Here is a 21123-nt window from a genome sequence, read left to right on the forward strand (position 1 = left end):
TGGTTGGACCCGGCGCGGCACGTGCTTGCCACGCCGGCAACGCGGTGACGCTCGACTCCTAATACTACTGCTTATCGAGACCGTAGACGGAATGCAAAGTGCGAACAGCAAGTTCCGTGTAGGGGCCGTCGATGAGAATCGAAATCTTGATCTCGGAGGTGGTGATGGCGCGGATGTTGATGCCCTTCGATGCCAGCGCCTGGAAGGCGGTTGCAGCGACGCCCGCATGACTGCGCATGCCGATGCCGATGACCGACACCTTGGACATGCCCTCGTCGTGCTGGACGGCGTCGTAGCCGATGTCAGGGCGGATCTTCTCAAGCACCGCCAGCGCCTTGTTCACGTCGCCCGAAGGCACGGTGAAGGTCATGTCGGTGAATTTGCCGTCCTCGGAAATGTTCTGGACGATCATGTCGACATTGATGTTGGCTTCGGCCAGCGGGCCGAAGATCCCGCCTGCCACGCCCGGCCTGTCGGCGACACGGCGCAGCGAGACCTGGGCTTCGTCCTTGGCGTAGGCAATTCCGGTGACGACCTGCTGTTCCACGATTTCATCCTCGTCACAAATGAGCGTTCCAGGCGGATTGAGAAAATCGCCCATGCCGGGCGCATCCGGATCTTCGAAGGAAGAACGCACGAAGGTGCGGACGCGATGCACCATGGCGAGTTCAACCGAGCGGACCTGCAGCACCTTGGCGCCGAGCGAGGCCATTTCGAGCATTTCTTCAAACGAGATGCGCGACAGGCGCCGCGCCTTGGGCTCGATGCGCGGGTCGGTAGTATAGACCCCATCGACATCGGTGTAGATATCGCAGCGATCGGCCTTCACCGCAGCCGCGATGGCAACAGCGCTGGTGTCGGAGCCGCCGCGGCCCAGCGTGGCGATGCGGTTGTCGGGGCCAAGCCCCTGGAAGCCGGCGACGACTGCGACCTGGCCCTCCTGGAAGCGCTTGACCAGGAATGAGCCGTCAATGTCGAGGATACGGGCAGCGCCGTGGGCGTTGTCGGTCTTGATCGGGATCTGCCAGCCCTGCCAGGAGCGCGCATTGACGCCGATGTTCTGCAGCGCAAGGGCCAACAGGCCGGCCGTCACCTGTTCGCCCGAGGCGACGACGGCATCGTATTCGCGCGCGTCGTGCATCGGGGAGGCCTCGCGGGTCCAGGCGACAAGCTCGTTGGTCTTGCCGGCCATGGCCGACACCACCACCGCAACCTCGTGGCCCGCGTCAACCTCGCGTTTGACATGACGCGCCACGTTGCGGATTCGGGCGATGTCGGCGACGGATGTCCCGCCGAATTTCATCACGATGCGCGCCATAGAAGCGAAATGCCCTTGCCATACACGCCGGCCCGAAGCGGGCCGGAAAATAAGTGAAAACACCGATGCTTGGCACGGTGTCGAATGCGCGGCCTGCATAGCCAAAACCGCAAGCTTCCGCAAGGCGCGGAAATTGTCGCCTTGACAATCCGAGCGCCAGACCCGACTTCCTTGCGCTCGAAGGAGACCACATCCATGCCAGATCCCCGCCCATCGACCATCGATGCCGGAGAAGTCGAGCGGTTCTCGGCACTCGCCGCCGAATGGTGGAACCCCAACGGCAAGTTCCGCCCGCTGCATAAATTCAATCCGGTGCGCCTGGGTTATATCCGCGACCAGGTCGCGGCGCGCTTCGGCCGCGACACGCACGCCGCGCGGCCATTCGAAGGCCTGCGCATCCTCGACATCGGCTGCGGTGGCGGGCTGTTGTGCGAGCCGATGTCGCGCCTGGGCGCCGAAGTCGTCGGGGCCGATGCGTCGACGACCAACATCGAAGTCGCAAAAATTCATGCTGCGGAAGCCGGCGTGAGCGTGGACTATCGCGCCACGACCGCCGAGGACCTGGCCGACGCGGGCGAAAAATTCGACGTCATCCTCAACATGGAAGTCGTCGAGCACGTCGCCGACGTCGAGCTGTTCGTCAAGAAATGCGGCGAAATGGTCAAGCCGGGCGGCATCATGTTCGTGGCCACCATCAACCGCACCTTCAAGGCGCTCGGCCTCGCCATCGTGGGCGCCGAATATGTGCTGCGTTGGCTGCCGCGCGGTACCCACCAGTACGGCAAGCTTGTGCGCCCCGAAGAGCTCGACAAGGCGCTCGTGGGTGCCGGCCTCGCCACCATCGACCGCACCGGGGTGACCTACAACCCGCTCTCCGATCGCTGGCAGAAATCCCGCGACATGGACGTCAACTACATGGTGCTGGCGGAAAAAGCGGCCTGAGGGGCCGCCTGCAACGGGGTCGCGCAAACTTGCGCGGTCCGCCGCGATCCCTCACCATCACGGCGCACCAAGACGGGATCGAGAGCCATGACACCACACGATGTCAGACGGATCGCCCTGGAATTGCCCGGGGCGGTGGAGAAATCGCATTTCGGCAAAGCCGATTTCCGCGTCCGCGACCGCGTCTTCGCCACCTTGCCCGAGGACGGCAATGCGGTGATCAAGCTGACGCGCGACCAGCAAGAGATGATGTGCGCAGCCGAGGCGGCAGTGTTTCAGCCGGTGGACGGCGGCTGGGGCAAGCAGGGCTGGACCCGGCTGATGCTGGCAGCGGCGGATGAGAAGACGCTTCGCAGCGCGCTGGTGACGGCCTGGCGCAACACGGCGCCCATTACCTTGCGCAAGGCATTTGATCTGTCGGCAGGCGGGGTTTGAAGAGGCGTGGTTGGCCGGCGGGCTCGGCTCATGGTGAGCTTGTCGAACCACGGATATTGGACTCGTGAGTTGAAGTGCGAGCCCCAGCGCCCTCGTGGTTCGACAAGCTCACCATGAGGGCCAGGCGGCGCCGAAAACAAGACCGAACCCAGGCGAGAGATTTCAGTTCCGGTCGTCGGGAAACACCGGCAGCGGCATGAATTCGATGCCATCCTCGGCGAGGCCCTGGGCCTCTTCGAAGGTGGCGGCACCGTAGATGCCGCGCGCTTCGGTCTCGCCGAAATGGATCTTGCGCGCTTCCTCGGCGAACTTGTCGCCGACATTTTCGGCGTTCTCACGCACTTTCTCGGACAGTTCCTTCAGTGCTGCCATCATCTTGCGCTGCTGCTCGCCCATGGCGAGGGCGATCTTGTCCTGCTTGCGCGAGGTCGAGACCGCAGGCGCCATCAGCGCCTTTTCGACTTTCTGCGAGCCACATTCCGGGCAGGCGACAAAACCCCGCTTGCGCTGGGTTTCAAAGTCGTCGTTGCTGCGGAACCAGCCTTCAAAGTCATGCGCATGGTCGCAATGAAGCGAAAAGCGGATCAAGATGCGGCTCCCCTGAGCGCCCCCTCGCCCGCTCCACGAAGCGACACGCTGAATTCGCGCGCGTTCTTGAGGTTCGGGATCTTCTTGCGCGCATCAGCCGAATGACGCGTGTCGATCTCGGCAATGATGACGCCGGGTTCGTCATGGGCGGCTTCGGCAAGGATGCGGCCCCACGGATCGATGATCAGCGAATGGCCGAAGGTCTCGCGGCCGTCCTCATGCTTGCCGCCCTGGGCGGAAGCGACGACAAAGGCGCCGTTTTCGATGGCGCGGGCGCGCAACAGCACGTGCCAATGCGCAAGGCCGGTCTGGCGCGTGAAGGCGGCGGGAGCGGTCAACAGCTCGGCACCGGCAAGAGCCTCAGAGCGGAACAATTGCGGGAAACGCAAATCGTAGCAGATGGCAAAGCCGATCCTGGCGAGCGAGGTGTCGGCAACGACAGCCTCGGTGCCCGGCTCATAGGCCGAGGATTCGCGCCAGCTCTCGCCATTGTCGAGATCGACGTCGAACATGTGGATCTTGTCGTACACGGCAAGCGTGCCGCCGTCGGGGCCAAACAGGAAGGCTCGGTTGGCGAGCTTGCCGTCGGCGCGGACGATCGCCGTCGAGCCGACATGCAGGTGGATGCCGAGTTCGGCGGCAAGCTTGCGACCCAAGGCGACGATCACGTCGCGATCTTCTGTCGTGAAGGCGGCGGCCCGCGCGTCCTTGTCGCCGACGATGGCACCGGTCATTTCCGGCGTCTGGACGTAGGTCGCGCCCAGACCGGCTGCCTCGCGGACCAGTGCTTCGAAATCGCGGGCGTTGCGTTCCGGCTCCTTGCCCGAACGCATCTGCACTGCTGCCGCCTTGAAAATAGCCATGGTTCGTCCTCTGGTCTAAGCGCCGGTCGTGAGAAGCTGATCGAGCCTGCCTTGCGCATCGAGCGCATGCAGGTCGTCGCAACCACCGACATGGGTATTGCCGATGAAAATCTGCGGGAAGGTCGCGCGGCCATTGGCCCGCGTGATCATTTCCTGCCGAAGCTCGGGCGAGAAGCTAGCGTCATGCTCGGTGAATGCAACGCCCTTGCGCTCCAAAAGCCGCTTTGCCGCCGTGCAATAGCCGCACATCATGCGCGTATAGATAGTCACATCGACCATGACGAAAATCCGTTGTCCTTGGTCGACTATATAGTGTCTGCCTCGTCGGGCCGGAAGTCCCCCGGCAGCACGCGCGCGAAGGTCAGTACGTCGACGGCGCTTGCCCCGCTTTTCCTGAGCGCTCGCGTCACCGCCACGACCGTGGCGCCAGTGGTATAGACGTCGTCGACGACAAGCACCCGCCTGCCCCGGATGTCGACCTCGGCTTCGGACGGAACGAAAAAGGCAGCACGCACATTGTCCTCGCGTTCGCGCTGGCCAAGGCCTATCTGCTGGCGCGTAGGCTTGAGCCGTCGCACGGCGCCCGGTGCGAAAGGCACGCCCGAGAGCGAGGCGATGGTGCGGGCAAGCTCCGCCGACTGGTTGAACTGGCGCCAGTAGAAACGACGCCAGTGCAGCGGCACCGGCACGACTACCTCGGCATCGGCGACGAGCTCTGACCCCGCCCTGAGCATCCAGCGCGCCATCCATGGCGCGAGATCGGTGCGGTCGTGGAATTTCAGGCCCTGCACCATCCGACGGGCGACGCCCGAATATGCAACCGCAGCGCGCGCCCTGTTGAAAGGCGGAGGGTTGGCGATGGCTTCGGCAGACAAAAAGCCGGCACCGAAATCGTGGCTGAACGGCGTGCCCATCACCTCGCACCACGGCTTTTCGAGGAAACGCAGTTTGGGCCAACAAGCGCCGCATAGCGCGCCTGGCTGCGTGACCTGACGGCGGCAACCGGCGCACACCGGCGGAAACAGCATCCGCGCCGGCCAAGCAGCGACTGACAAAGCGAGGCTCTTGATCTCCGGCATCGGATCGGCCACGACAGTTCGAGGTCGGGCGACCATAGCAGAAACCCGCCGAACAAGGACATCAGCACGTGCAAGCCATTTTCGACGCCAGCCTCGTGATCGCCCACCGCAGGCGCGCGTTAGCGCAAGGGGTGGCGGGTGCCGATTTTCTGATGGCGCGCGCCGCCGAGGACCTGGCCGAACGGCTGTCGACAGTGGAGCGCAAGTTCGAACGGGGTGCGGCCATTTTTTCCGTCAGCCCGGCGGCGACCGCCGTGCTCGCCGCGAGCGGCAAGGTCACCCATCTGGTTCGCGTCGAAGCCGACAAGAGTTTTCTCGGTGGCGGTCCGGGCATCGTTTCCGATCCCGAGACGATTGCGCTGGAACCGGCGAGCATCGATCTCGCCGTCTCGCTGCTGGCGTTGCAGGAGGCCAACGACATTCCCGGCCAACTGATACAGATCAGGCGCGCACTGAAGCCGGACGGGCTGTTTCTCGGCGTCCTGGCGGGCGCGGGCACCCTGGTTGAGCTGCGCGAAAGCCTGCTGGCGGCGGAAACGGAGATTTCAGGGGGTGCGAGCCCCCGCGTCATTCCCTTTACCGACGTGCGCGATGCGGGCGGGCTGTTGCAGCGCGCGGGGTTTGCCCTGCCGGTCGCCGACGTAGAGTCGGTGACCGTGCGCTACGACACCATGTTCGGCCTGATGGCCGACCTGAGGGCGATGGGGGTGACCAGTGCGCTTGCCGACCGGTCGCGCAAGCCGGCAACACGACGGCTGTTCCAGCGCGCGGCCGAGATTTATGCCGAACGATATTCCGACCCTGACGGGCGTGTGCGGGCCAGCTTTTCATTCGTCTGGCTGTCGGGATGGGCGCCAGATCCCTCGCAGCAAAAGCCGCTCAAGCCGGGCTCGGCGCAAGTATCGCTGGCCAAGGTGCTTGGCGAGAACGGCAAGAAGTAGGCTACTTCAGTGCTTTCCGGAGCTCGCTGTCATTGTCTCCCCAGAGAGCGTTCAGCTGGTCGGAGAACTTTGTGACGCCACCGATCATCGCAATGGAAATCAGCGCGGCGATCAATCCGTATTCGATCGCCGTGGCTCCGCTTTCGTCCTTGAGGAATCGCCAGATCATCGGTCGCATCCACCCATCTCGTTGAACACACCATGGATCAGACAGATTAAGAAATGTTAACAGCGTACCCTTAACATACGGTGTAGCGCCAAGGCGGCATCCTCAGCATTGGCCGCTGCGCACACCGCTCTCGCTGATGATGCAGACCGACTGGGGCGTTTTCTGCAGCACGCTGCGGCGCAGGGTGTAGCTGGAGCTGCGCCCGATCGAGCCGGTTGTGGTGTAGTCGAGCCCGTCGAACCGGACCTGACCGGCCTGCATACGCGTCTTGCCCTCGAGATAGGGCGTGGCGACAAGCGCCAGTGCGATGGCGGCAAAACCGAACAACAGCGCGACGCGCAGCATGCCCGCGCCTGCCCGAACAGTCGAGGACTGGCGCTCGGGTCGGATCAGGTCCCACTCCTTGTCAGCCTGCATTGGCAACGCCCCCAAAGCCGTGTCGATGCGCAGCCCGTCCACGACGGCGGCCATTCAATTTTTCACGTTTGGATAAACTTTGCCTTAACGCTGACGGCTTCGGTTCAGAGCAGATCGATGAGGAACGGGATCAGCGGCTCGTCCGCTGGCGGCATGGGATAGTCGCGCATCTGTTTCGGGCGAACCCACTTCAGCACCTGACCTTCGCGCGGCTCGGGGATGCCCCAGAAGCGTCGACAGACATAAAGCGGCATCAACAGATGGAAATCATTGTAGGTGTGGCTGGCAAAGGTCAGCGGTGCGAGGCACGCCGCCTTGGTTTCGATCCCGATTTCCTCGCGCAGCTCGCGGATGATGGTTTCTTCAGGCGTTTCGCCCGGTTCGACCTTGCCGCCGGGAAATTCCCACAGGCCGGCCAGCGACTTGCCGGGCGGTCGCTGAGCAAGAAGCACGCGGCCGTCGGCATCCACCAGCGCGCAAGCTGCAACCAGGAGGAGGCGTTTTCCCTGTTCGGTCAAGTCAGGCCTCCGGCGGGCGGCGATAGTGGTAGCGATAGACTTCCTTGAAGCCCATCCGGGTGTAGAGGCGGATAGCGCCTTCATTGGCGGCTTCAACCTGCAGCCAGGCTTGCCGGGCGCCCCTGAGCCGCGCCCATTTCAGGGCCGACAGGATCAGCCGGCGGCCAAAGCCCTTGCCGCGCTCGGCCTCGGTGGTGGCAATCTCGAACAGGCCGGCAAGATCGTTGTCGTGCACGCAAATTACCGATGTCACCGGCTGCTCGTCCTGTTCCAACACGAAGAGACCAGCCTCCGGCTGGATCGCGCCGATGATCTCGGACAGGCCGGGCCTGAGCGTCGCATCGAGCCCATGCACCGCCATCGAGGCGCTGACAAAGCGACCAATGTCCTTGAGCGGTATCTGGTCCATGGCGCTATCGACGAGGTCGTCGTCGAGCGACAGCCGCATGACCATCGATTCCGAAAAGGTGCTCCAGTGCTCGCGGTCGAGATGGGCAGCGATCGCGGGCCCCGACAAAGGCGACATGCGGAAGGTGAGCGGCCGGCCATAGGCCTCGAAGCGGCGGCTGGCCCGAGCGATGCGGTCGGGAATGTTGCGGATGTCGGCGGGATCCAGCGGATTGACCGAATTGAGCCGCTTGGCCGGGTGGCCGGCTGTCAGCCTGACCAGCCAGGTGCCATCATAGTGGACGGCCGCCGCCGGCCAGGCGCGAAAACCCGCCGCCTCATAGCGGCGGACAATGGCGAGTTCGTGCGACGGGCGGTTCTGGTTCACGTGGGCTATCAGCTCCGGTAGTCGCCGTTGATGGCGACATATTCCTTGGTCAGGTCGCAGGTCCACACCGTCGCCTTGCCACGACCTAGGCCGATGTCAGCGCGTATGACGATGTCGTCGCCCTTCATATAGGCCGAGGTGGCCGCTTCCGAATAGTTCGGATCGCGCTCGCCATTGTGAGCGAGGCGGTTGTCGCCGAACCAGATCGACAAGAGATCGCGGTCGGCCGGCTCGCCCGCCTTGCCCACGGCCATGACGACGCGGCCCCAATTGGCATCCTCGCCGGCAACCGCCGTCTTGACCAGCGGCGAATTGGCGATCGACAGCGCGATGCGCTTGGCCGAGCGCGACGACTTGGCGCCGGTGACAGTCACTTCGACCTGCTTGCGCGCGCCTTCGCCGTCGCGAACGACCTGAAGCGCAAGCGTTTTCAGCATCTTGTTGAGCGCGCGGCGGAACGATGCGAGGCGCGCGTCCTTGGGGTCCGAAATCTTCGGCGCTCCGCGCTTGCCCGCGGCACCGGTGGCAAACAGCATCAGCGTGTCGGAGGTCGAGGTGTCGCTGTCGACGGTCACCGCATTGAAGGTGCTGGCGGTGCCACGCGACAGCATGTCCTGCAGGACTTCGGCCGCGATCGGCGCGTCGGTCGCGACGAAGGACAGCATCGTCGCCATGTCGGGCGCAATCATGCCGGCACCCTTGGCGATGCCGTTGATGGTGACGTCGATGTCGCCGAGCTTGACGGTCGCTGTGACCACCTTGGGATAGGTGTCGGTGGTCATGATGGCCTTGGCGGCCTCGGTCCACTGGTCGGGCCTGGCATCCTTGACCATGCCGGACAGCAGGTGGCTGAATTTTCCCGCATCAAGCGGCTCGCCGATCACCCCCGTCGAGGCAAGGAAGACGTCTCCTGGAGTGCAGCCGGCAGCCTTGGCAGCCGCCTGGCCGGTCAGCGTGGTCGTCTCGCGGCCCTTCTTGCCGGTGAAGGCGTTGGCATTGCCGGAATTGACCACCAGAATCCGCGCCTTGCCGCCCGAAAGGTTCTCGCGGCAGAAGTCGACCGGTGCCGAGGGGCATTTGGAGCGGGTGAACACGCCCGCTGCCGCTGTCCCCTCGTCGAACACCATGGCGAGCACGTCGGTGCGGCCCTTGTACTTGATCCCCGCTTCGGCGGTTGCGATGCGCACGCCTTCAATGGCGGGCATCTTGGGGTATTTCTTCGGTGCGAGCGGGGAAACGGTAGTCGACATGAGGAACCTCTGCGGGCTCGGGAAACGGTGAATGCAGGCTCCGTTTGCCCGATAGCGCGAGCCTTCGCAAGGCGTTTTCACCTCACGAAAGCGTGGTCCACCTCAATGTACGGCCGGATTGAGGAAGCCGCGAAACATGCGTTGGACCGCCGGAATCAGGCCCCAGATCATCGCCGTCACCATCAGGGGTGCGATCAGGAGCGTGCGCTGCCAGATCGACCAGCCATCGGTCAGCGGCATGATGACGTAGAGAAGAGCGGTAATGAGCGGATAGACGCCAAGCAGGACCATGAGAGCGAAACGCGGACGAGAAAAGCGGGTTGAAGAAGCTGTCATTTCCAATCTCCATCGGAACGAAACGTTTCGTTATATAAAACGGACCGTTTCGTTTCGTCAAGAGGTCGTATAGTGTTGCCGTCGAACCGGAGAACGAGATGAGCACTGAGGCAGAGACCGCGCGAAAGTCGATCGGCGCGAGGCGCAGCCCCGAAAGCGCCGAGGCGATCCTCGAGGCGGCGGAAGCCGTGCTGCGCGAAAATGGCCATGCCGGCTTCTCTATCGAAGCCGTCGCGCGCCGCGCCCGCGCCGGCAAGCCGACGATCTATCGCTGGTGGCCAAGCAAGGCGTCCCTGTTGCTGGAGGTTTATCAACGCCAAAAAGGCGATGTCGCCTACCCCGACACCGGCAGCATCGAGGAAGACCTGTTCGGCTTTGCCAAGAGCCTGTTTTCCCATTGGCGCCAAACGCCTTCGGGCGGCATTTTTCGCTCACTGGTGGCAGAGGCCCAATCCGATCCTGGCGCCGCCGAAGCGCTGGCCGAGTATGCAGCCGGACGCAGGGCCAACACCGGCAAGATCGTCGAGCGCGCAAAAGCGCGCGGCGAAGTGGCCGCCGACATAGACCCGAGCCAGATCGCCGACATGGTCTCATCCTATGCCTGGGTGCATCTGCTCACCGGCCGGCTTGACGAGGACGATGCGACCTTGCGCGCGGCGATCAGGGTAATCGTGCACGGCATCAAAGCCCAAGAACCGCGCTGATTTGATGCCGCCCGACACGTTTTTGGCGCGACTTGACAAACAAAAAAGGCGGCACCATCGGCGCCGCCTTTTGAGGTGACCTGGAACGAATTACTTCGACGCGTCGATGGCGTCGATCGCCTTCTTCAGCGTCGGGTCGGTGACCTCGACCTTGCCGGCGGCGCGGACCTGCTTGACCAGTTCGATGTACTTTTCGCGGATCAGAAGCGAGCGGACCTGGTCCTTGACCGTTTCGAATGCCGGCGGCTGCTGGGTGCGCTTGTCTTCCACCTTGATGATGTGCCAGCCGAACTGGGTCTGCACCGGCTCCTTGGAGTAGGCACCGATTTCAAGGGCGAGCGCCGCCGTCTCGAATTCCGGCACCATCTGGCCGGGGCCGAAGAAGCCGAGGTCGCCACCGGAGGTCTTGCCGGACGGATCGGTGGTGTTTTCGTTGGCGAGCTTCTGGAAGTCCTCACCGCCATCGAGCTTCTTGATTATGGCGTCGGCTTCTTCCTTGGTCTTGACCAGGATGTGGCGGGCATGGACCTCGTTGACCGGCTTCTGAGCCGCGATTTCCTTGTCGTAGCGGGCGCGGATCTCTTCGTCGGTGATCTTGCCGGCGACTTCCTTTTCAACCAGCTCGCCATGCAGGGCGCGCTGGTCGAGGAAGGCCAGGCGGCGCTTGAAGTCAGGGTCCTTGTCGAGGCCCTTGTCAACTGCCTGGGCAGCCATCAGCCTGATCTCGATGATCGATGACAAAGCCGCGGCACGGCGCTGTTCGGGCGACAGGTTGCCGAACTGCTGGCCAAGGTCCTGCTCGGCCAAGGTGATGTCGGCCTCGGTAACATCCTGGCCGTTGATGGTGGCCACGATCGTGTTCGGATCTATCGGCGCAGCAGCGGGAGCTGCGGCCTGGGCTGCTGGCGCAGCCTCCTGCGCGACGACTGGCAGCGACGACAGCGCCACGAGCCCAGCGGCGAGCCCTAGGCTGGCAAGCGAGGCGCTACGGAACGAAAAAGGCATCTAAACTCTCCGGTGGGATGACCGCGCTTCCAAATCAACCTAAATGTGGCGGAATTTGGCGTCTTCGGCAGGCTCTCTGCGACGTTGACATAAGTTGTAGCCCCTCTTATCTGTCCATCGTCTTCGCGTCCAGAACCGTTTTCCGGGCGCTTTTCGTGTTGAGTCTGCCATCCTAGGTTCCTCGGCAGGCTCGGCCGGCGGACAGTCGGCTTCATTCGAATTGAAAGGACCACTTGATGGTCAGTCTCGGCGGTCTCGCCCGTAAGATTTTCGGTTCCTCCAACGACCGCCGCGTCAAGTCGACCCGGCCCCGGGTGGAAGCGATCAATGCAATGGAAAATGAACTGCAGGCGCTGACCGACGACGAGCTTCGGGCGCGCACCGAGCAGTTCCGCAAGGACATTGCCAACGGCGCCTCGCTCGACGACCTCCTGGTCCCGGCCTTCGCCACGGTGCGCGAAGGCGCCAAGCGCGCGCTCGGCATGCGCCCCTTCGACGTCCAGATGATCGGCGGCATGGTGCTGCACGGTCGCGGCATCGCCGAAATGCGCACCGGCGAAGGCAAGACGCTGGTCGCCACCTTGCCCGTCTACCTCAATGCCCTGACCGGCAAGGGCGTGCATGTTGTTACCGTCAACGACTACCTGGCCCGACGCGACGCCGAATGGATGGGGCGGCTCTACAAGTTCCTTGGTCTTTCGGTCGGCATCATCGTGCATGGCCTGTCCGACGAAGAGCGCCGCGCTGCCTATGCCTGCGACATAACCTACGCCACCAACAACGAACTCGGTTTCGACTATCTGCGCGACAACATGAAGTATGAGCGTGCCCAGATGGTGCAGCGCGGTCACTTCTTTGCGATCGTCGACGAAGTCGACTCGATCCTGGTCGACGAAGCCCGCACGCCGCTGATCATTTCCGGTCCGCTCGAAGACCGCTCGGAAATGTACAACACGGTCGATGCCTTCCTTCTCCACCTGGTTCCGTCCGACTACGAAGTCGACGAGAAGCAGAAGACCGCCATCTTCACCGAAGAAGGCACCGAGAAGATGGAGAACATGCTGCGTGAGGCAGGCTTGCTGAAGGGCGAGTCGCTCTACGACGTGGAGAACGTCGCCATGGTCCATCACGTCAACAATGCGCTCAAGGCGCACCGTCTTTTCCAGAAAGACAAGGACTACATCGTCAAGGACAATGAAATCGTCATCATCGACGAGTTCACCGGCCGCATGATGCCTGGCCGCCGCTTCTCCGAAGGCCTGCATCAGGCACTCGAAGCCAAGGAACACGTGGCCATCCAGCCGGAAAACCAGACGCTGGCCTCGGTCACCTTCCAGAACTACTTCCGCATGTACGAAAAGCTCGCCGGCATGACCGGCACGGCACTGACGGAAGCCGAAGAATTCGGCAACATCTACAATCTCGACGTCACCGAGGTTCCCACCAACGTCCCGGTCAAGCGTATCGACGAGGACGACGAGGTCTACCGGACGGTCGAGGAGAAATACAAGGCGATCGTTCGCGAGATCAAGGAGGCCAACGCCAAGGGCCAGCCGACGCTGGTAGGCACCACTTCGATCGAGAAATCCGAGCAGCTCGCCGCGCGCCTGCGCCAGGACGGCTTCAAGGACTTCGAAGTGCTGAACGCCCGTCACCACGAGCGTGAAGCCTCGATCGTCGCCCAGGCCGGCAAGCCGGGCGCCATCACGATTGCCACCAACATGGCTGGCCGCGGCACCGACATCCAGCTCGGCGGCAACGCCGACATGCGCATTGCCGAGGAACTGGCCGACGTGCCGGCAGGCCCCGAGCGCGAAGCCAAGGAAAAGGCGATTCGCGAAGACGTCGCCCGCCTCAAGGAAAAGGCGCTCGCCGCCGGCGGTCTTTACGTGCTGGCCACCGAACGCCACGAAAGCCGCCGCATCGACAACCAGCTGCGTGGCCGCTCCGGCCGCCAGGGCGATCCGGGCCGGTCGAAATTCTTCCTGTCGCTGCAAGACGATCTGATGCGCATCTTCGGCTCCGAGCGCATGGACGGCATGCTGCAGAAGCTGGGTCTCAAGGAAGACGAAGCCATCATCCACCCCTGGATCAACAAGGCGCTAGAAAAGGCTCAGAAGAAGGTCGAAGCCCGCAACTTCGACATCCGCAAGAACCTGCTCAAATATGACGACGTCCAGAACGACCAGCGCAAGGTGGTGTTCGAACAGCGCATCGAGCTGATGGACGCGACCAGCCTTTCCGAGACTGTCGGCGAAATGCGCCACGACGTGATCGAGGATCTCGTCTCCAAGCACATCCCTGAAAACGCCTATGCCGAGCAGTGGGATGTCGCGGGCCTCAAGGAAGGCGTGATCCAGTCGCTCAACCTCGATCTGCCGATCGAGGAATGGGCCAAGGAAGAAGGCATCGCCGAAGAGGAAGTGCGCGAGCGCATCACCGCCGAGGCCGACAAGGCCGCCGCCGACCGCGCCGAGCGCTTCGGCCCCGACGTCATGACCTATGTCGAGCGCTCGGTCGTGCTGCAGACGCTCGACCATCTGTGGCGCGAGCATTTGGTCAATCTCGACCATCTGCGCTCCGTCGTCGGTTTCCGCGGCTATGCCCAGCGCGACCCGCTCAACGAATACAAGGGCGAGGCCTTCGAGCTGTTCCAGGCGATGCTTGGCAATCTGCGCCAGGCCGTGACCGCGCAGCTGATGCGCGTCGAGCTGGTGCGCCAGGCAGCTGACGCCCCGCCGCCGGAAACGCCTGAAATGTTCGGTCACCATATCGACGGCACCACCGGTGAGGACGATTTCGGCGAAGGCTCTCTCGCGGTGTTGCAGGACGCACGCGTAGTCGCCGCCGAAGACCGCGACCCCAACGAGCCTTCGACCTGGGGCAAGGTTGCCCGCAACGAACCCTGCCCCTGCGGCTCGGGCAAGAAATACAAGCACTGCCACGGCACCTTCGCCTGATCGGCAGCCGGCACAAAGCCAGCTTGGAAAATACAACGGCGACCCAACGCATCGGCCCGAAAATCGTATTCGATTTTCGGGCCGATGCGTTTTGTTCCTAGCTGTTAGAGCGTCCTTTGTGCGTCCGTCCGGACGCACGGCGCTCCAATAGGGTCGCCGTTGATGTTTCCGGGGTCTTTCGTCCCTATACGTGCCGGTAGTTGGCGATATCGGCCTTGATTCCGAGCCGTGCGATCAATTCCTGCGGGTTGAAGTTCGCCTGGGCGTGCATCGCCTGGACCCTGGCCTTGGCCGGCGCAATTGCCGCCTCGCTTTCCCACTCGACGATGGTGATGATGTTGAGCGCGCCGGGCTCCGACGTCTGCTCCAGCAGCATGTCCTGCAGGAAACCCGGCTGCTGCCTCAGCAATTCGTGCGTCTGCCGGACCCTGCCAAGAAACTCGACGCGCGCGCCATCCGGAACAGTGAACCTGTCGACCCTATAGATACGTTGCGCCTTGCCCGCGTCCTGACTCATCGCCTTCTTCCTCTCTTCGCTTCAGAGAAAGGAGTTGTGCGACCTCAACCAATATTGAGGTCAAGGGCCAATTTCAGGCCGCCGAAGAATTTCTTGTGACCGCTCAGGACGGCTCGTTGATTGCCAGCTCGATCAGGTTGCGCAGGGCAGCCACTCCCAGGCTGTTCATATGCTTGCGCCCGAGCGCGATGTCGATTCGCATGGCCAGCTCATGGGCGTCGGCGCCACGAAGGTCGGCTAGCCTCTCGATGCCGATCTCTTCGAGGTAGCTGATCATCCTGGGCCCGATCGAATGGGCCCGCAGCATCGATTTGCGTTCTTGCTGGGCTATCATCGCGCTGTCCCTGCCCCAATTTGCATCCAACCGTTTCTTAATGGGTGTTGGGTAGATGCTGTCAGCGAAAATCGCAGAAGATGGAGTGTTTGGTTGCGCTTTTCCGCGGCTATGACGGCTGAACGGTGGCTTCCGGAGCGAATTGCTTCGCGCGTCATGCCATTGTTGCGCCGCATCGACGCTGTCGTCTTCAGCGCCGACGAACGTGGCGAAGCCGGCCGCATGTCGCTGATTGCCTTTGCCGTGCGCATCGTCAGTGCAGCCATCGCCTTTGTCAGCCAGGTGCTTCTGGCACGCTGGATGGGCGGCTTCGAATACGGCATCTTCGTGCTGGTGTGGGTGACGATGATCATCGTCGGCTCGCTGTCCTGCCTCGGCTTCCACACCTCGATCATCCGCTTCATCTCAGAGTACCGCGAAAAAGGCATGCATGCCGAATTGCGCGGCGTACTGCTGGCCAGCCGGCTGTTCGTGCTGGCCGCATCCACCGCCATCGCAGCGCTCGGCGTCGCAGGGGTCTGGCTTTTCTCCGGCAGAATCGAAAGCTACTACATCGTGCCATTCGCACTTGGCATGTTCTGCCTGCCCATGCTGGCGCTGTCGGACGTACTGCAAGGCCTGGCGCGCGCCAATTCCTGGGCTTTTTCGGCCCTCGTGCCGACTTACATCATACGCCCGGTGCTGATCTTGGTGTTCATGGCAGCGGCTGTCATGACTGGCCTTGCGCCAACGGCCGAAACTGCGGTGATTGCCTCGATCGCGGCCACCTACGTGACCACCCTTGCCCAGTTCGTCGGCATCACCGGGCGTACCGACAAGCGCATTCCCGATGGCCCCCGCAAGATCCATCTCGGCTACTGGCTCAAGATTTCACTGCCGATCTTTCTGGTGGAGAGCTTCTTTTTCCTGCTCACCAATGCCGACGTGCTGATGGTCGGCTTCTACATGCCGCCCGACAAGGTCGCTGTCTATTTCGCCACGGTGAAGACGCTGGCGCTGGTCCATTTCGTCTATTTCGCCGTCAAGGCCGGCGTTGCGCAGCGCTACGCGCAGATTGCCCACAGCGAGCCGGAAAACCTGGCTGGCTTTGCCCGCGAAACGGCATCATGGACGTTCTGGCCGTCGCTGTTGATGGGAATTCTGGTGCTGCTGTTTGGCCAGCCGCTGATCGGCATGTTCGGCCCAGGCTTCGACGAAGGTTATCCGCTGCTGTTCCTGCTGGTGACGGCAGTGGTCGCGCGCTCGGCGGTCGGTCCCTGCGAAAGCCTGTTGACGATGAGCGGCTACCAGAATGTCTGCGCCATGGTCTATGCCGCAACACTAGCGCTCAACATCGGCCTCAACATCGTCCTGATCCCCACACTCGGACTGTGGGGCGCTGCTATCGCCACCTCGGCGGCCATGATCTTCGAGGCGTCCGCGCTGTCATTCACCGTATGGCGCAAGCTCGGCATCGTGATGGTCCTGTTCATTCCTGTCCGACGCGTCCCGGAGAAGGCCTGATGGCAGCCATCCCGATTCTCGAAGAGACCAGTGGCGGCTCGGTTGGGTCGATGATCGCCGGCATCGCTGGGGTTCCAGCCGGCCTCGCCGATCTTGCCCATGTCGAATTGACCGCGAGCGAGCGTCCGCTCAGGCGCCTTGCGATCTATCCTGCCTCCGCCGGCTTCGACCTGGTCGAGGAACTCGACCATCTTTGCGCCCGCACCATCGAGCCCAACGTCTTCTTCAATCCGCGTTTCCTGGCACCCGCCATGCCCAGGCTGGAAGACCGCGAGGTGCGCCTGGCCGTCATCCGCGACGGCAACGAGTTCCGCAGCCGGCTCAGGCTGCTCGTGCCCTATTCGGTCGAGCGCCCCGCGATACCGCTTGGCGTACCGGTGATGCGGACCTGGTCGAGCCCGTTCGGCCCGCTCGGCACCCCGCTGCTTGACCGCGACGACCCGGAAGGCGTGATCGCCGACTTCTTCGCCATGCTGGCACGGCCTCATCTCAAGCTGCCACGCGTGTTCGTTCTGCCCGACATGCGCCTCGACGGTGCCGTGGCGCGCATGCTGAGCGCCACCGCCGAAAGTCGGGGGCTGCCTTTGGTCATCACCGGCCAGTTCGACCGGCCCTTCCTCGAAAGCGAGGCCGAAGGCGAGGAGTATCTCAAGGCATCGCTCGGAAACCGCCACTACAAGGAATTCCGCCGCCTCGGCCGAAGGCTCGCCGAACAGGGCGTTGTCGAGCACAAGGTCGCCCGCACCCAGGACGACGTGCGCCACGCCATCGAACAGTTCCTGACACTGGAAGCCTCCGGCTGGAAGGGCCGCAAGCGCACCGCCATGGCGATAGACCGCTACCGCGCCGCCTTCGCGCGCGAGGCGGTGCACCGGATGTCCGAGCAGGACATGTGCCGCATCCATTCGCTGACACTCGACGGACGCACCATCGCCAGCCTCGTCGTGTTTGTCGAGGCGGGCGTCGCCTATACCTGGAAGACCGCCTATGACGAGACGCTGTCAGCTTTTTCCCCGGGCGTGATGTTGATGATGGCGGTGACCGCCCAGCACCTTGAAGACCCCAACATCATGATGACCGACTCCTGCGCTGTGCCGGACCACCCGATGATCGGCAAGCTGTGGAGCGAGCGCAAGCCGATGGGCACCTTCGTCGTTGGGCTGACGCCCGACGCCGACCGCGCGACGCGTCAGGCGGCCTCGCAGCTGCACCTCCACCGTGAGACGCGCAAGCTCGCCGTCAAGCTGCGCGACCGGATGCGCGGGCTGCTCAAGAAGCGCTAGAGCTTCTTTGCTTCGCGCCTGGCGCGGTCGCGGAAGATGCGGCGAATCACCTTGCCGGTGGTTGTCAGCGGCATCGAATCGACGAATTCGACCTCGCGCGGATACTCATGCGCCGACAGCCGCTCGCGCACCCAAAGCCTGATCTCCTCGGCGAGCGCCACATCGCCCGAAACCCCATCCTTGAGTACGACATAGGCCTTGACGATCTCGGTGCGCAGCGCGTCGGGCTTGCCGACGGCTGCGGCGAGCGCCACCGCGGGATGGCCGGTCAGGCAGTCCTCGATCTCGCCGGGGCCGATGCGGAAGCCGGCGGAGGTGATGACGTCGTCGTCGCGGCCAAAGAAGGCGACGTAACCGTCCTTGTCTTCGACACCCTGGTCGCCGGTGGTCATCCACTCGCCGATGAACTTGTTTTCCGTCGCCTCGGGGCTTTGCCAATATTCGAGGAACATCACCGGGTTGGGCCGGGCGATGGCGATCTGGCCGGGCTCGCCAGAAGGCACGCGACGCCCCTCGCCGTCGATGATGGCGACACGGTGCCCGGGAACGGCCTTGCCGATGGCTCCGCCACGGCTGACGCCAAGTGCGGCGCATGAGGCAAGCACCGCGTTGCATTCGGTCTGGCCGTAGAACTCGTTGACAACGAGGCCCAGCCCGGCCGCCGCCCAGTCATAGGTCTCGCGGCCTAGAGCCTCGCCGGCAGAGCCTATGCTGCGCAGATCGAGCCGGAAGCGCTTGCGGATGTCGGGCACAACCTTGAGCATGCGCAAGGCCGTCGGCGGGATGAAGGCATTGCGCACCTTCATCTTTTCCATCAGCAGCAGCGCTGCCTCGGGATCGAACTTGTCGAAACGGGCAGCGACCACCGGCAGGCCGAGATAGAGGCCGGGCAGCAGCAGATTGAGCAGGCCGCCGGCCCAGGCCCAATCGGCGGGAGTCCACATCAGATCGCCAGGCTGCGGCAGGAATTCATGCGCCATCTGGATGCCCGGCAGATGGCCTAGCAGGACGCGGTGGCCATGTAGCGCGCCCTTGGGCGGGCCGGTGGTGCCGGAGGTGAAGATCATCATCGCCGGATCGTCGGGACCGGTGTCCTCGGCGTTGAAAACAGGCGAATGCGATGCCAGCAGCCGGTGGAAGTCGCCAATGTCGCCGCCGCCTACCACCACGATGGTCTCAAGTTCGGGCAGCCGCCCGTCGATCTGGCTCACCTTGGCGAAACCGGCCTCATTGGTGACGATCGCCCGCACGCCTGCGGTCTGCAGGCGGTATTCGAGCGCCTCGACGCCGAACAGCAGCGCCAGCGGCACGGCGATCGCGCCAAGCTTGTAGATCGCGACATGGGCGATGGCGGTTTCGAAACTCTGCGGCAACAGCAGCGCGACGCGGTCGCCACGGCGCACGCCCCTGGCGCGCAGTGCGTTGGCGAAAGCATTGGAGCGGCGCGACAGTTCGCCGAAGCTGAGCTTTTCCGCTGCCCCGTCGATACGGTAATCGAGCAGCGCGGTGCGGTCAGGATCGACTGATGCCCAGTGGTCGGAAACTGCGGTGCCGATGTTGAACTTTTGCGGGATATTCCAGCGGAAGTCGCGATAAAGCGCATCGTAAGTGTCGCGCCGTTCGAGCATGGACGGTCGTCTCCGCTCCTCCGCGAGGGGACTTGGCGCCAAGTACGGATGTCTTGGGCGTAGTGAACAGGACTGTCGCGTAGCCCCTGCCCCATGGCGCGTCAAGATATCCCGCTGATTTGCGGTCGAGCTTCCAAAAAGATGAAGCGACTGGGGGCCGGCATTGCCAACCACCCTTGCGAGTGAATGCACACACATTGCAACCAGGATAAGACGCAGCACCGCTTTCGTGATAGGGTATCGCGCCTGATCTTTTCGAAAGGGGAACGCCATGAAGTCGAAGACTTTATTGTACGCCGCGCTCGCGGTGACCCTGGCAATGGCTGGCACCGTTGTCGCTGGCAAGATCATCGGCAACGGCAATGTGGCCAGAAATGCGGACGACCAAGGCACCGAAGTTGCCAGCAAGATCATTGGGAACGGCAAGAAGGACGATCCGACAGCCTGCAATAACGGTGTCGCTGCCGCCGATTGTGGTACGTCCACGCTCACTGAGGCCGACCAGCCGAAGCTGACACAGCCGCCAGCCGGTCAGTCGTCCAAGACAAAGCCCGCTTCCGCGGCAATGACGGCTACGAAGCCCAATTGAGGTAACTTCGCTTTCCGGCCGCCAAGAAATGAAACCCGCCTCTTGCGTGAGCCAACGCAGGAGGTGGGGATCCAGCGCATGGCTACAGCTTGGGCCTGTTGCGCATCCAGCGGATAACACTGCCAAATTTGCTTCGTGAGTTCGTCTTGCGGGCGAAATCATAGCTGTCGTTGATGATGGCTTCGGCGGCCGGATTGGCGCTCGAAGCGACCCGTCGTCCGAGCGAAAAGGCTCCCAGCATCATGCTGCGCTCGAGCGCGTGCGCCAGCGTGCTGTCCACTTGCCCGTCTTCGGCTTCGAAATCGTCATCTTGGAAATTCAGATCGATAATCGGCTGGAGGGCATCGCCACGGGCCATGAACATGGTTCCGGCAAAAAAGCCCGCGCCAAGAACCTGTTGCTCGCTCAACCCCAGGCGAGACCCGATTGACAAAACGCCGGCTCTATTGCCGCCTATATAGTTGGCAATCGAGAGGAAATGGCCGTCAGGGCCGACTATTCCCAAAGAGGGATCGCTGCGAAAGGCCTCGATCGAGCGCTCCAGCATGTCTGGCAGAAGAAGAGCTTCCAGCATGGCGCGGCGCCAGATATCGCCATCGGCGCGATGCGACGACTTCTTGGTGTGAACCTTGACCAAAAGGTCAAAGCCCTCGGCCCGGAGAATGGGAAACATCCGCAGGAACGGGAGAACGTCCCGCCCCCGGTTCCCGGAAACTTGAAGGGCAAAGTCCCGGCCACTTGCTTCGAGCCGTGAACGCGCCGCCATTTCGCGGTCAGGCACGGTCGTTACGAAAAGCTTGTGGCGGGCAGGAAGAGCACGCACCAGGCCGAGGATTTCTTCAAAAACCTCCATGTGGAATGCATGGACGACGATCGCAACCTTTGGCTCTTCCTGCATGCGCGACGCCCTATCTGCGGCCTATGGGTCATTCGATGTTGTGCCGCGCTAGCAGCATGATGGGACAAGGC

General features: G+C 63.1%; 24 protein-coding genes. 8 read left to right on the forward strand and 16 right to left on the reverse strand.

The window, feature by feature from the left end:
• Window positions 1-64: 64 nt before the first annotated feature.
• Complete coding sequence (locus tag C8K44_RS24060; protein WP_109578312.1) at window positions 65-1318, reverse strand: aspartate kinase; 1254 nt, start codon at window positions 1316-1318, stop codon at window positions 65-67.
• A gap of 195 nt (window positions 1319-1513) precedes the next feature.
• Between C8K44_RS24060 and ubiG the strand changes: the two genes are divergently transcribed.
• Together ubiG and C8K44_RS24070 are read left to right on the forward strand one after the other, a co-directional pair.
• Window positions 1514-2260, forward strand: a complete 747-nt coding sequence (gene ubiG / locus C8K44_RS24065) for a bifunctional 2-polyprenyl-6-hydroxyphenol methylase/3-demethylubiquinol 3-O-methyltransferase UbiG (protein WP_109578344.1) — start codon at window positions 1514-1516, stop codon at window positions 2258-2260.
• Window positions 2261-2347: 87 nt separating this feature from the next.
• The gene (locus C8K44_RS24070) at window positions 2348-2695 is read left to right on the forward strand and encodes an MmcQ/YjbR family DNA-binding protein (protein ID WP_109578313.1); all 348 of its coding nucleotides are present in this window, start codon (window positions 2348-2350) and stop codon (window positions 2693-2695) included.
• Between the two features lie 162 nt (window positions 2696-2857).
• Here C8K44_RS24070 and C8K44_RS24075 read toward each other — a convergent pair whose 3' ends face one another.
• The 4 genes from C8K44_RS24075 to C8K44_RS24090 are packed head-to-tail and all read right to left on the reverse strand — an operon-like array spanning window position 2858 to window position 5237.
• Window positions 2858-3283 carry a DUF1178 family protein gene (locus C8K44_RS24075; RefSeq protein WP_109578314.1) on the reverse strand — a complete coding sequence of 142 codons (426 nt, stop codon included), beginning with the start codon at window positions 3281-3283 and terminating at the stop codon, window positions 2858-2860.
• Window positions 3280-4146, reverse strand: coding sequence for a carbon-nitrogen hydrolase family protein (locus C8K44_RS24080; RefSeq protein WP_109578315.1), 867 nt, complete (start codon window positions 4144-4146; stop codon window positions 3280-3282). Before C8K44_RS24080 ends, C8K44_RS24075 begins: the two co-directional genes overlap by 4 nt.
• Window positions 4147-4161: 15 nt before the next feature.
• Window positions 4162-4425, reverse strand: coding sequence for a glutaredoxin 3 (gene grxC, locus C8K44_RS24085; protein ID WP_109578316.1), 264 nt, complete (start codon window positions 4423-4425; stop codon window positions 4162-4164).
• Between the two features lie 26 nt (window positions 4426-4451).
• Window positions 4452-5237 (reverse strand): ComF family protein, encoded by a 786-nt coding sequence (locus C8K44_RS24090; RefSeq protein WP_109578317.1) that lies wholly within the window; start codon window positions 5235-5237, stop codon window positions 4452-4454.
• Between the two features lie 56 nt (window positions 5238-5293).
• Here C8K44_RS24090 and C8K44_RS24095 point away from each other — a divergent pair, with 56 nt between their 5' ends.
• Entirely contained in the window at window positions 5294-6166 is an 873-nt protein-coding gene (locus C8K44_RS24095) for a methyltransferase domain-containing protein (protein WP_109578318.1), read from the forward strand.
• A gap of 1 nt (window position 6167) precedes the next feature.
• Here the strand turns inward: C8K44_RS24095 and C8K44_RS24100 are convergent, their stop codons facing one another.
• From C8K44_RS24100 to C8K44_RS24125, 6 genes are all read right to left on the reverse strand, one after another.
• Window positions 6168-6344 (reverse strand): Flp family type IVb pilin, encoded by a 177-nt coding sequence (locus tag C8K44_RS24100; protein ID WP_109578319.1) that lies wholly within the window; start codon window positions 6342-6344, stop codon window positions 6168-6170.
• Window positions 6345-6437: 93 nt separating this feature from the next.
• Entirely contained in the window at window positions 6438-6806 is a 369-nt protein-coding gene (locus C8K44_RS24105; RefSeq protein ID WP_348626353.1) for a hypothetical protein, read from the reverse strand.
• A gap of 50 nt (window positions 6807-6856) precedes the next feature.
• Entirely contained in the window at window positions 6857-7270 is a 414-nt protein-coding gene (locus tag C8K44_RS24110; RefSeq protein ID WP_109578320.1) for a (deoxy)nucleoside triphosphate pyrophosphohydrolase, read from the reverse strand.
• Window position 7271: 1 nt separating this feature from the next.
• On the reverse strand, window positions 7272-8054 hold the full coding sequence (locus C8K44_RS24115; RefSeq protein ID WP_199227198.1) for a GNAT family N-acetyltransferase: 783 nt from the start codon (window positions 8052-8054) through the stop codon (window positions 7272-7274).
• Entirely contained in the window at window positions 8054-9295 is a 1242-nt protein-coding gene (gene argJ / locus C8K44_RS24120) for a bifunctional glutamate N-acetyltransferase/amino-acid acetyltransferase ArgJ (protein WP_109578322.1), read from the reverse strand. The genes C8K44_RS24115 and argJ overlap by 1 nt, the downstream gene beginning before the upstream one ends.
• Before the next feature lie 102 nt (window positions 9296-9397).
• Window positions 9398-9631: a hypothetical protein gene (locus C8K44_RS24125; protein ID WP_109578323.1), complete on the reverse strand. Its 234-nt coding sequence runs from the start codon at window positions 9629-9631 to the stop codon at window positions 9398-9400.
• 98 nt (window positions 9632-9729) lie between these two features.
• Between C8K44_RS24125 and C8K44_RS24130 the strand changes: the two genes are divergently transcribed.
• Window positions 9730-10335, forward strand: a complete 606-nt coding sequence (locus C8K44_RS24130) for a TetR/AcrR family transcriptional regulator (RefSeq protein ID WP_109578324.1) — start codon at window positions 9730-9732, stop codon at window positions 10333-10335.
• A 90-nt stretch (window positions 10336-10425) separates the two neighbouring features.
• On the opposite strand, the gene C8K44_RS24135 is transcribed toward C8K44_RS24130, so the two are convergent.
• On the reverse strand, window positions 10426-11340 hold the full coding sequence (locus tag C8K44_RS24135) for a peptidylprolyl isomerase (protein WP_109578325.1): 915 nt from the start codon (window positions 11338-11340) through the stop codon (window positions 10426-10428).
• Between the two features lie 236 nt (window positions 11341-11576).
• On the opposite strand from C8K44_RS24135, the gene secA reads away from it, so the two are divergent.
• Window positions 11577-14300: a preprotein translocase subunit SecA gene (gene secA, locus C8K44_RS24140; RefSeq protein WP_109578326.1), complete on the forward strand. Its 2724-nt coding sequence runs from the start codon at window positions 11577-11579 to the stop codon at window positions 14298-14300.
• A 184-nt stretch (window positions 14301-14484) separates the two neighbouring features.
• Here the strand turns inward: secA and C8K44_RS24145 are convergent, their stop codons facing one another.
• Window positions 14485-14817: an antibiotic biosynthesis monooxygenase family protein gene (locus tag C8K44_RS24145; protein WP_109578327.1), complete on the reverse strand. Its 333-nt coding sequence runs from the start codon at window positions 14815-14817 to the stop codon at window positions 14485-14487.
• A 103-nt stretch (window positions 14818-14920) separates the two neighbouring features.
• A complete protein-coding gene (locus C8K44_RS24150; protein ID WP_109578328.1) occupies window positions 14921-15151 on the reverse strand; it encodes a hypothetical protein in 231 nt (76 codons plus the stop codon).
• Window positions 15152-15244: 93 nt separating this feature from the next.
• Here C8K44_RS24150 and C8K44_RS24155 point away from each other — a divergent pair, with 93 nt between their 5' ends.
• Both C8K44_RS24155 and C8K44_RS24160 read left to right on the forward strand, forming a co-directional pair.
• Window positions 15245-16654 carry a lipopolysaccharide biosynthesis protein gene (locus tag C8K44_RS24155; protein ID WP_199227195.1) on the forward strand — a complete coding sequence of 470 codons (1410 nt, stop codon included), beginning with the start codon at window positions 15245-15247 and terminating at the stop codon, window positions 16652-16654.
• The gene (locus C8K44_RS24160) at window positions 16654-17937 is read left to right on the forward strand and encodes a GNAT family N-acetyltransferase (RefSeq protein WP_109578330.1); all 1284 of its coding nucleotides are present in this window, start codon (window positions 16654-16656) and stop codon (window positions 17935-17937) included. Before C8K44_RS24155 ends, C8K44_RS24160 begins: the two co-directional genes overlap by 1 nt.
• Here the strand turns inward: C8K44_RS24160 and C8K44_RS24165 are convergent.
• Window positions 17934-19565, reverse strand: a complete 1632-nt coding sequence (locus C8K44_RS24165; RefSeq protein ID WP_109578331.1) for an AMP-binding protein — start codon at window positions 19563-19565, stop codon at window positions 17934-17936. The genes C8K44_RS24160 and C8K44_RS24165 overlap by 4 nt on opposite strands.
• A 271-nt stretch (window positions 19566-19836) precedes the next feature.
• Here C8K44_RS24165 and C8K44_RS24170 point away from each other — a divergent pair, with 271 nt between their 5' ends.
• Window positions 19837-20154: a hypothetical protein gene (locus C8K44_RS24170; RefSeq protein ID WP_109578332.1), complete on the forward strand. Its 318-nt coding sequence runs from the start codon at window positions 19837-19839 to the stop codon at window positions 20152-20154.
• Window positions 20155-20236: 82 nt separating this feature from the next.
• On the opposite strand, the gene C8K44_RS24175 is transcribed toward C8K44_RS24170, so the two are convergent.
• On the reverse strand, window positions 20237-21052 hold the full coding sequence (locus tag C8K44_RS24175) for a rhamnan synthesis F family protein (RefSeq protein ID WP_109578333.1): 816 nt from the start codon (window positions 21050-21052) through the stop codon (window positions 20237-20239).
• Window positions 21053-21123: the final 71 nt, after the last annotated feature.

Origin of the sequence: Aminobacter sp. AP02 (assembly GCF_003148805.1) — a bacterium.
Taxonomy (GTDB): domain Bacteria; phylum Pseudomonadota; class Alphaproteobacteria; order Rhizobiales; family Rhizobiaceae; genus Aminobacter.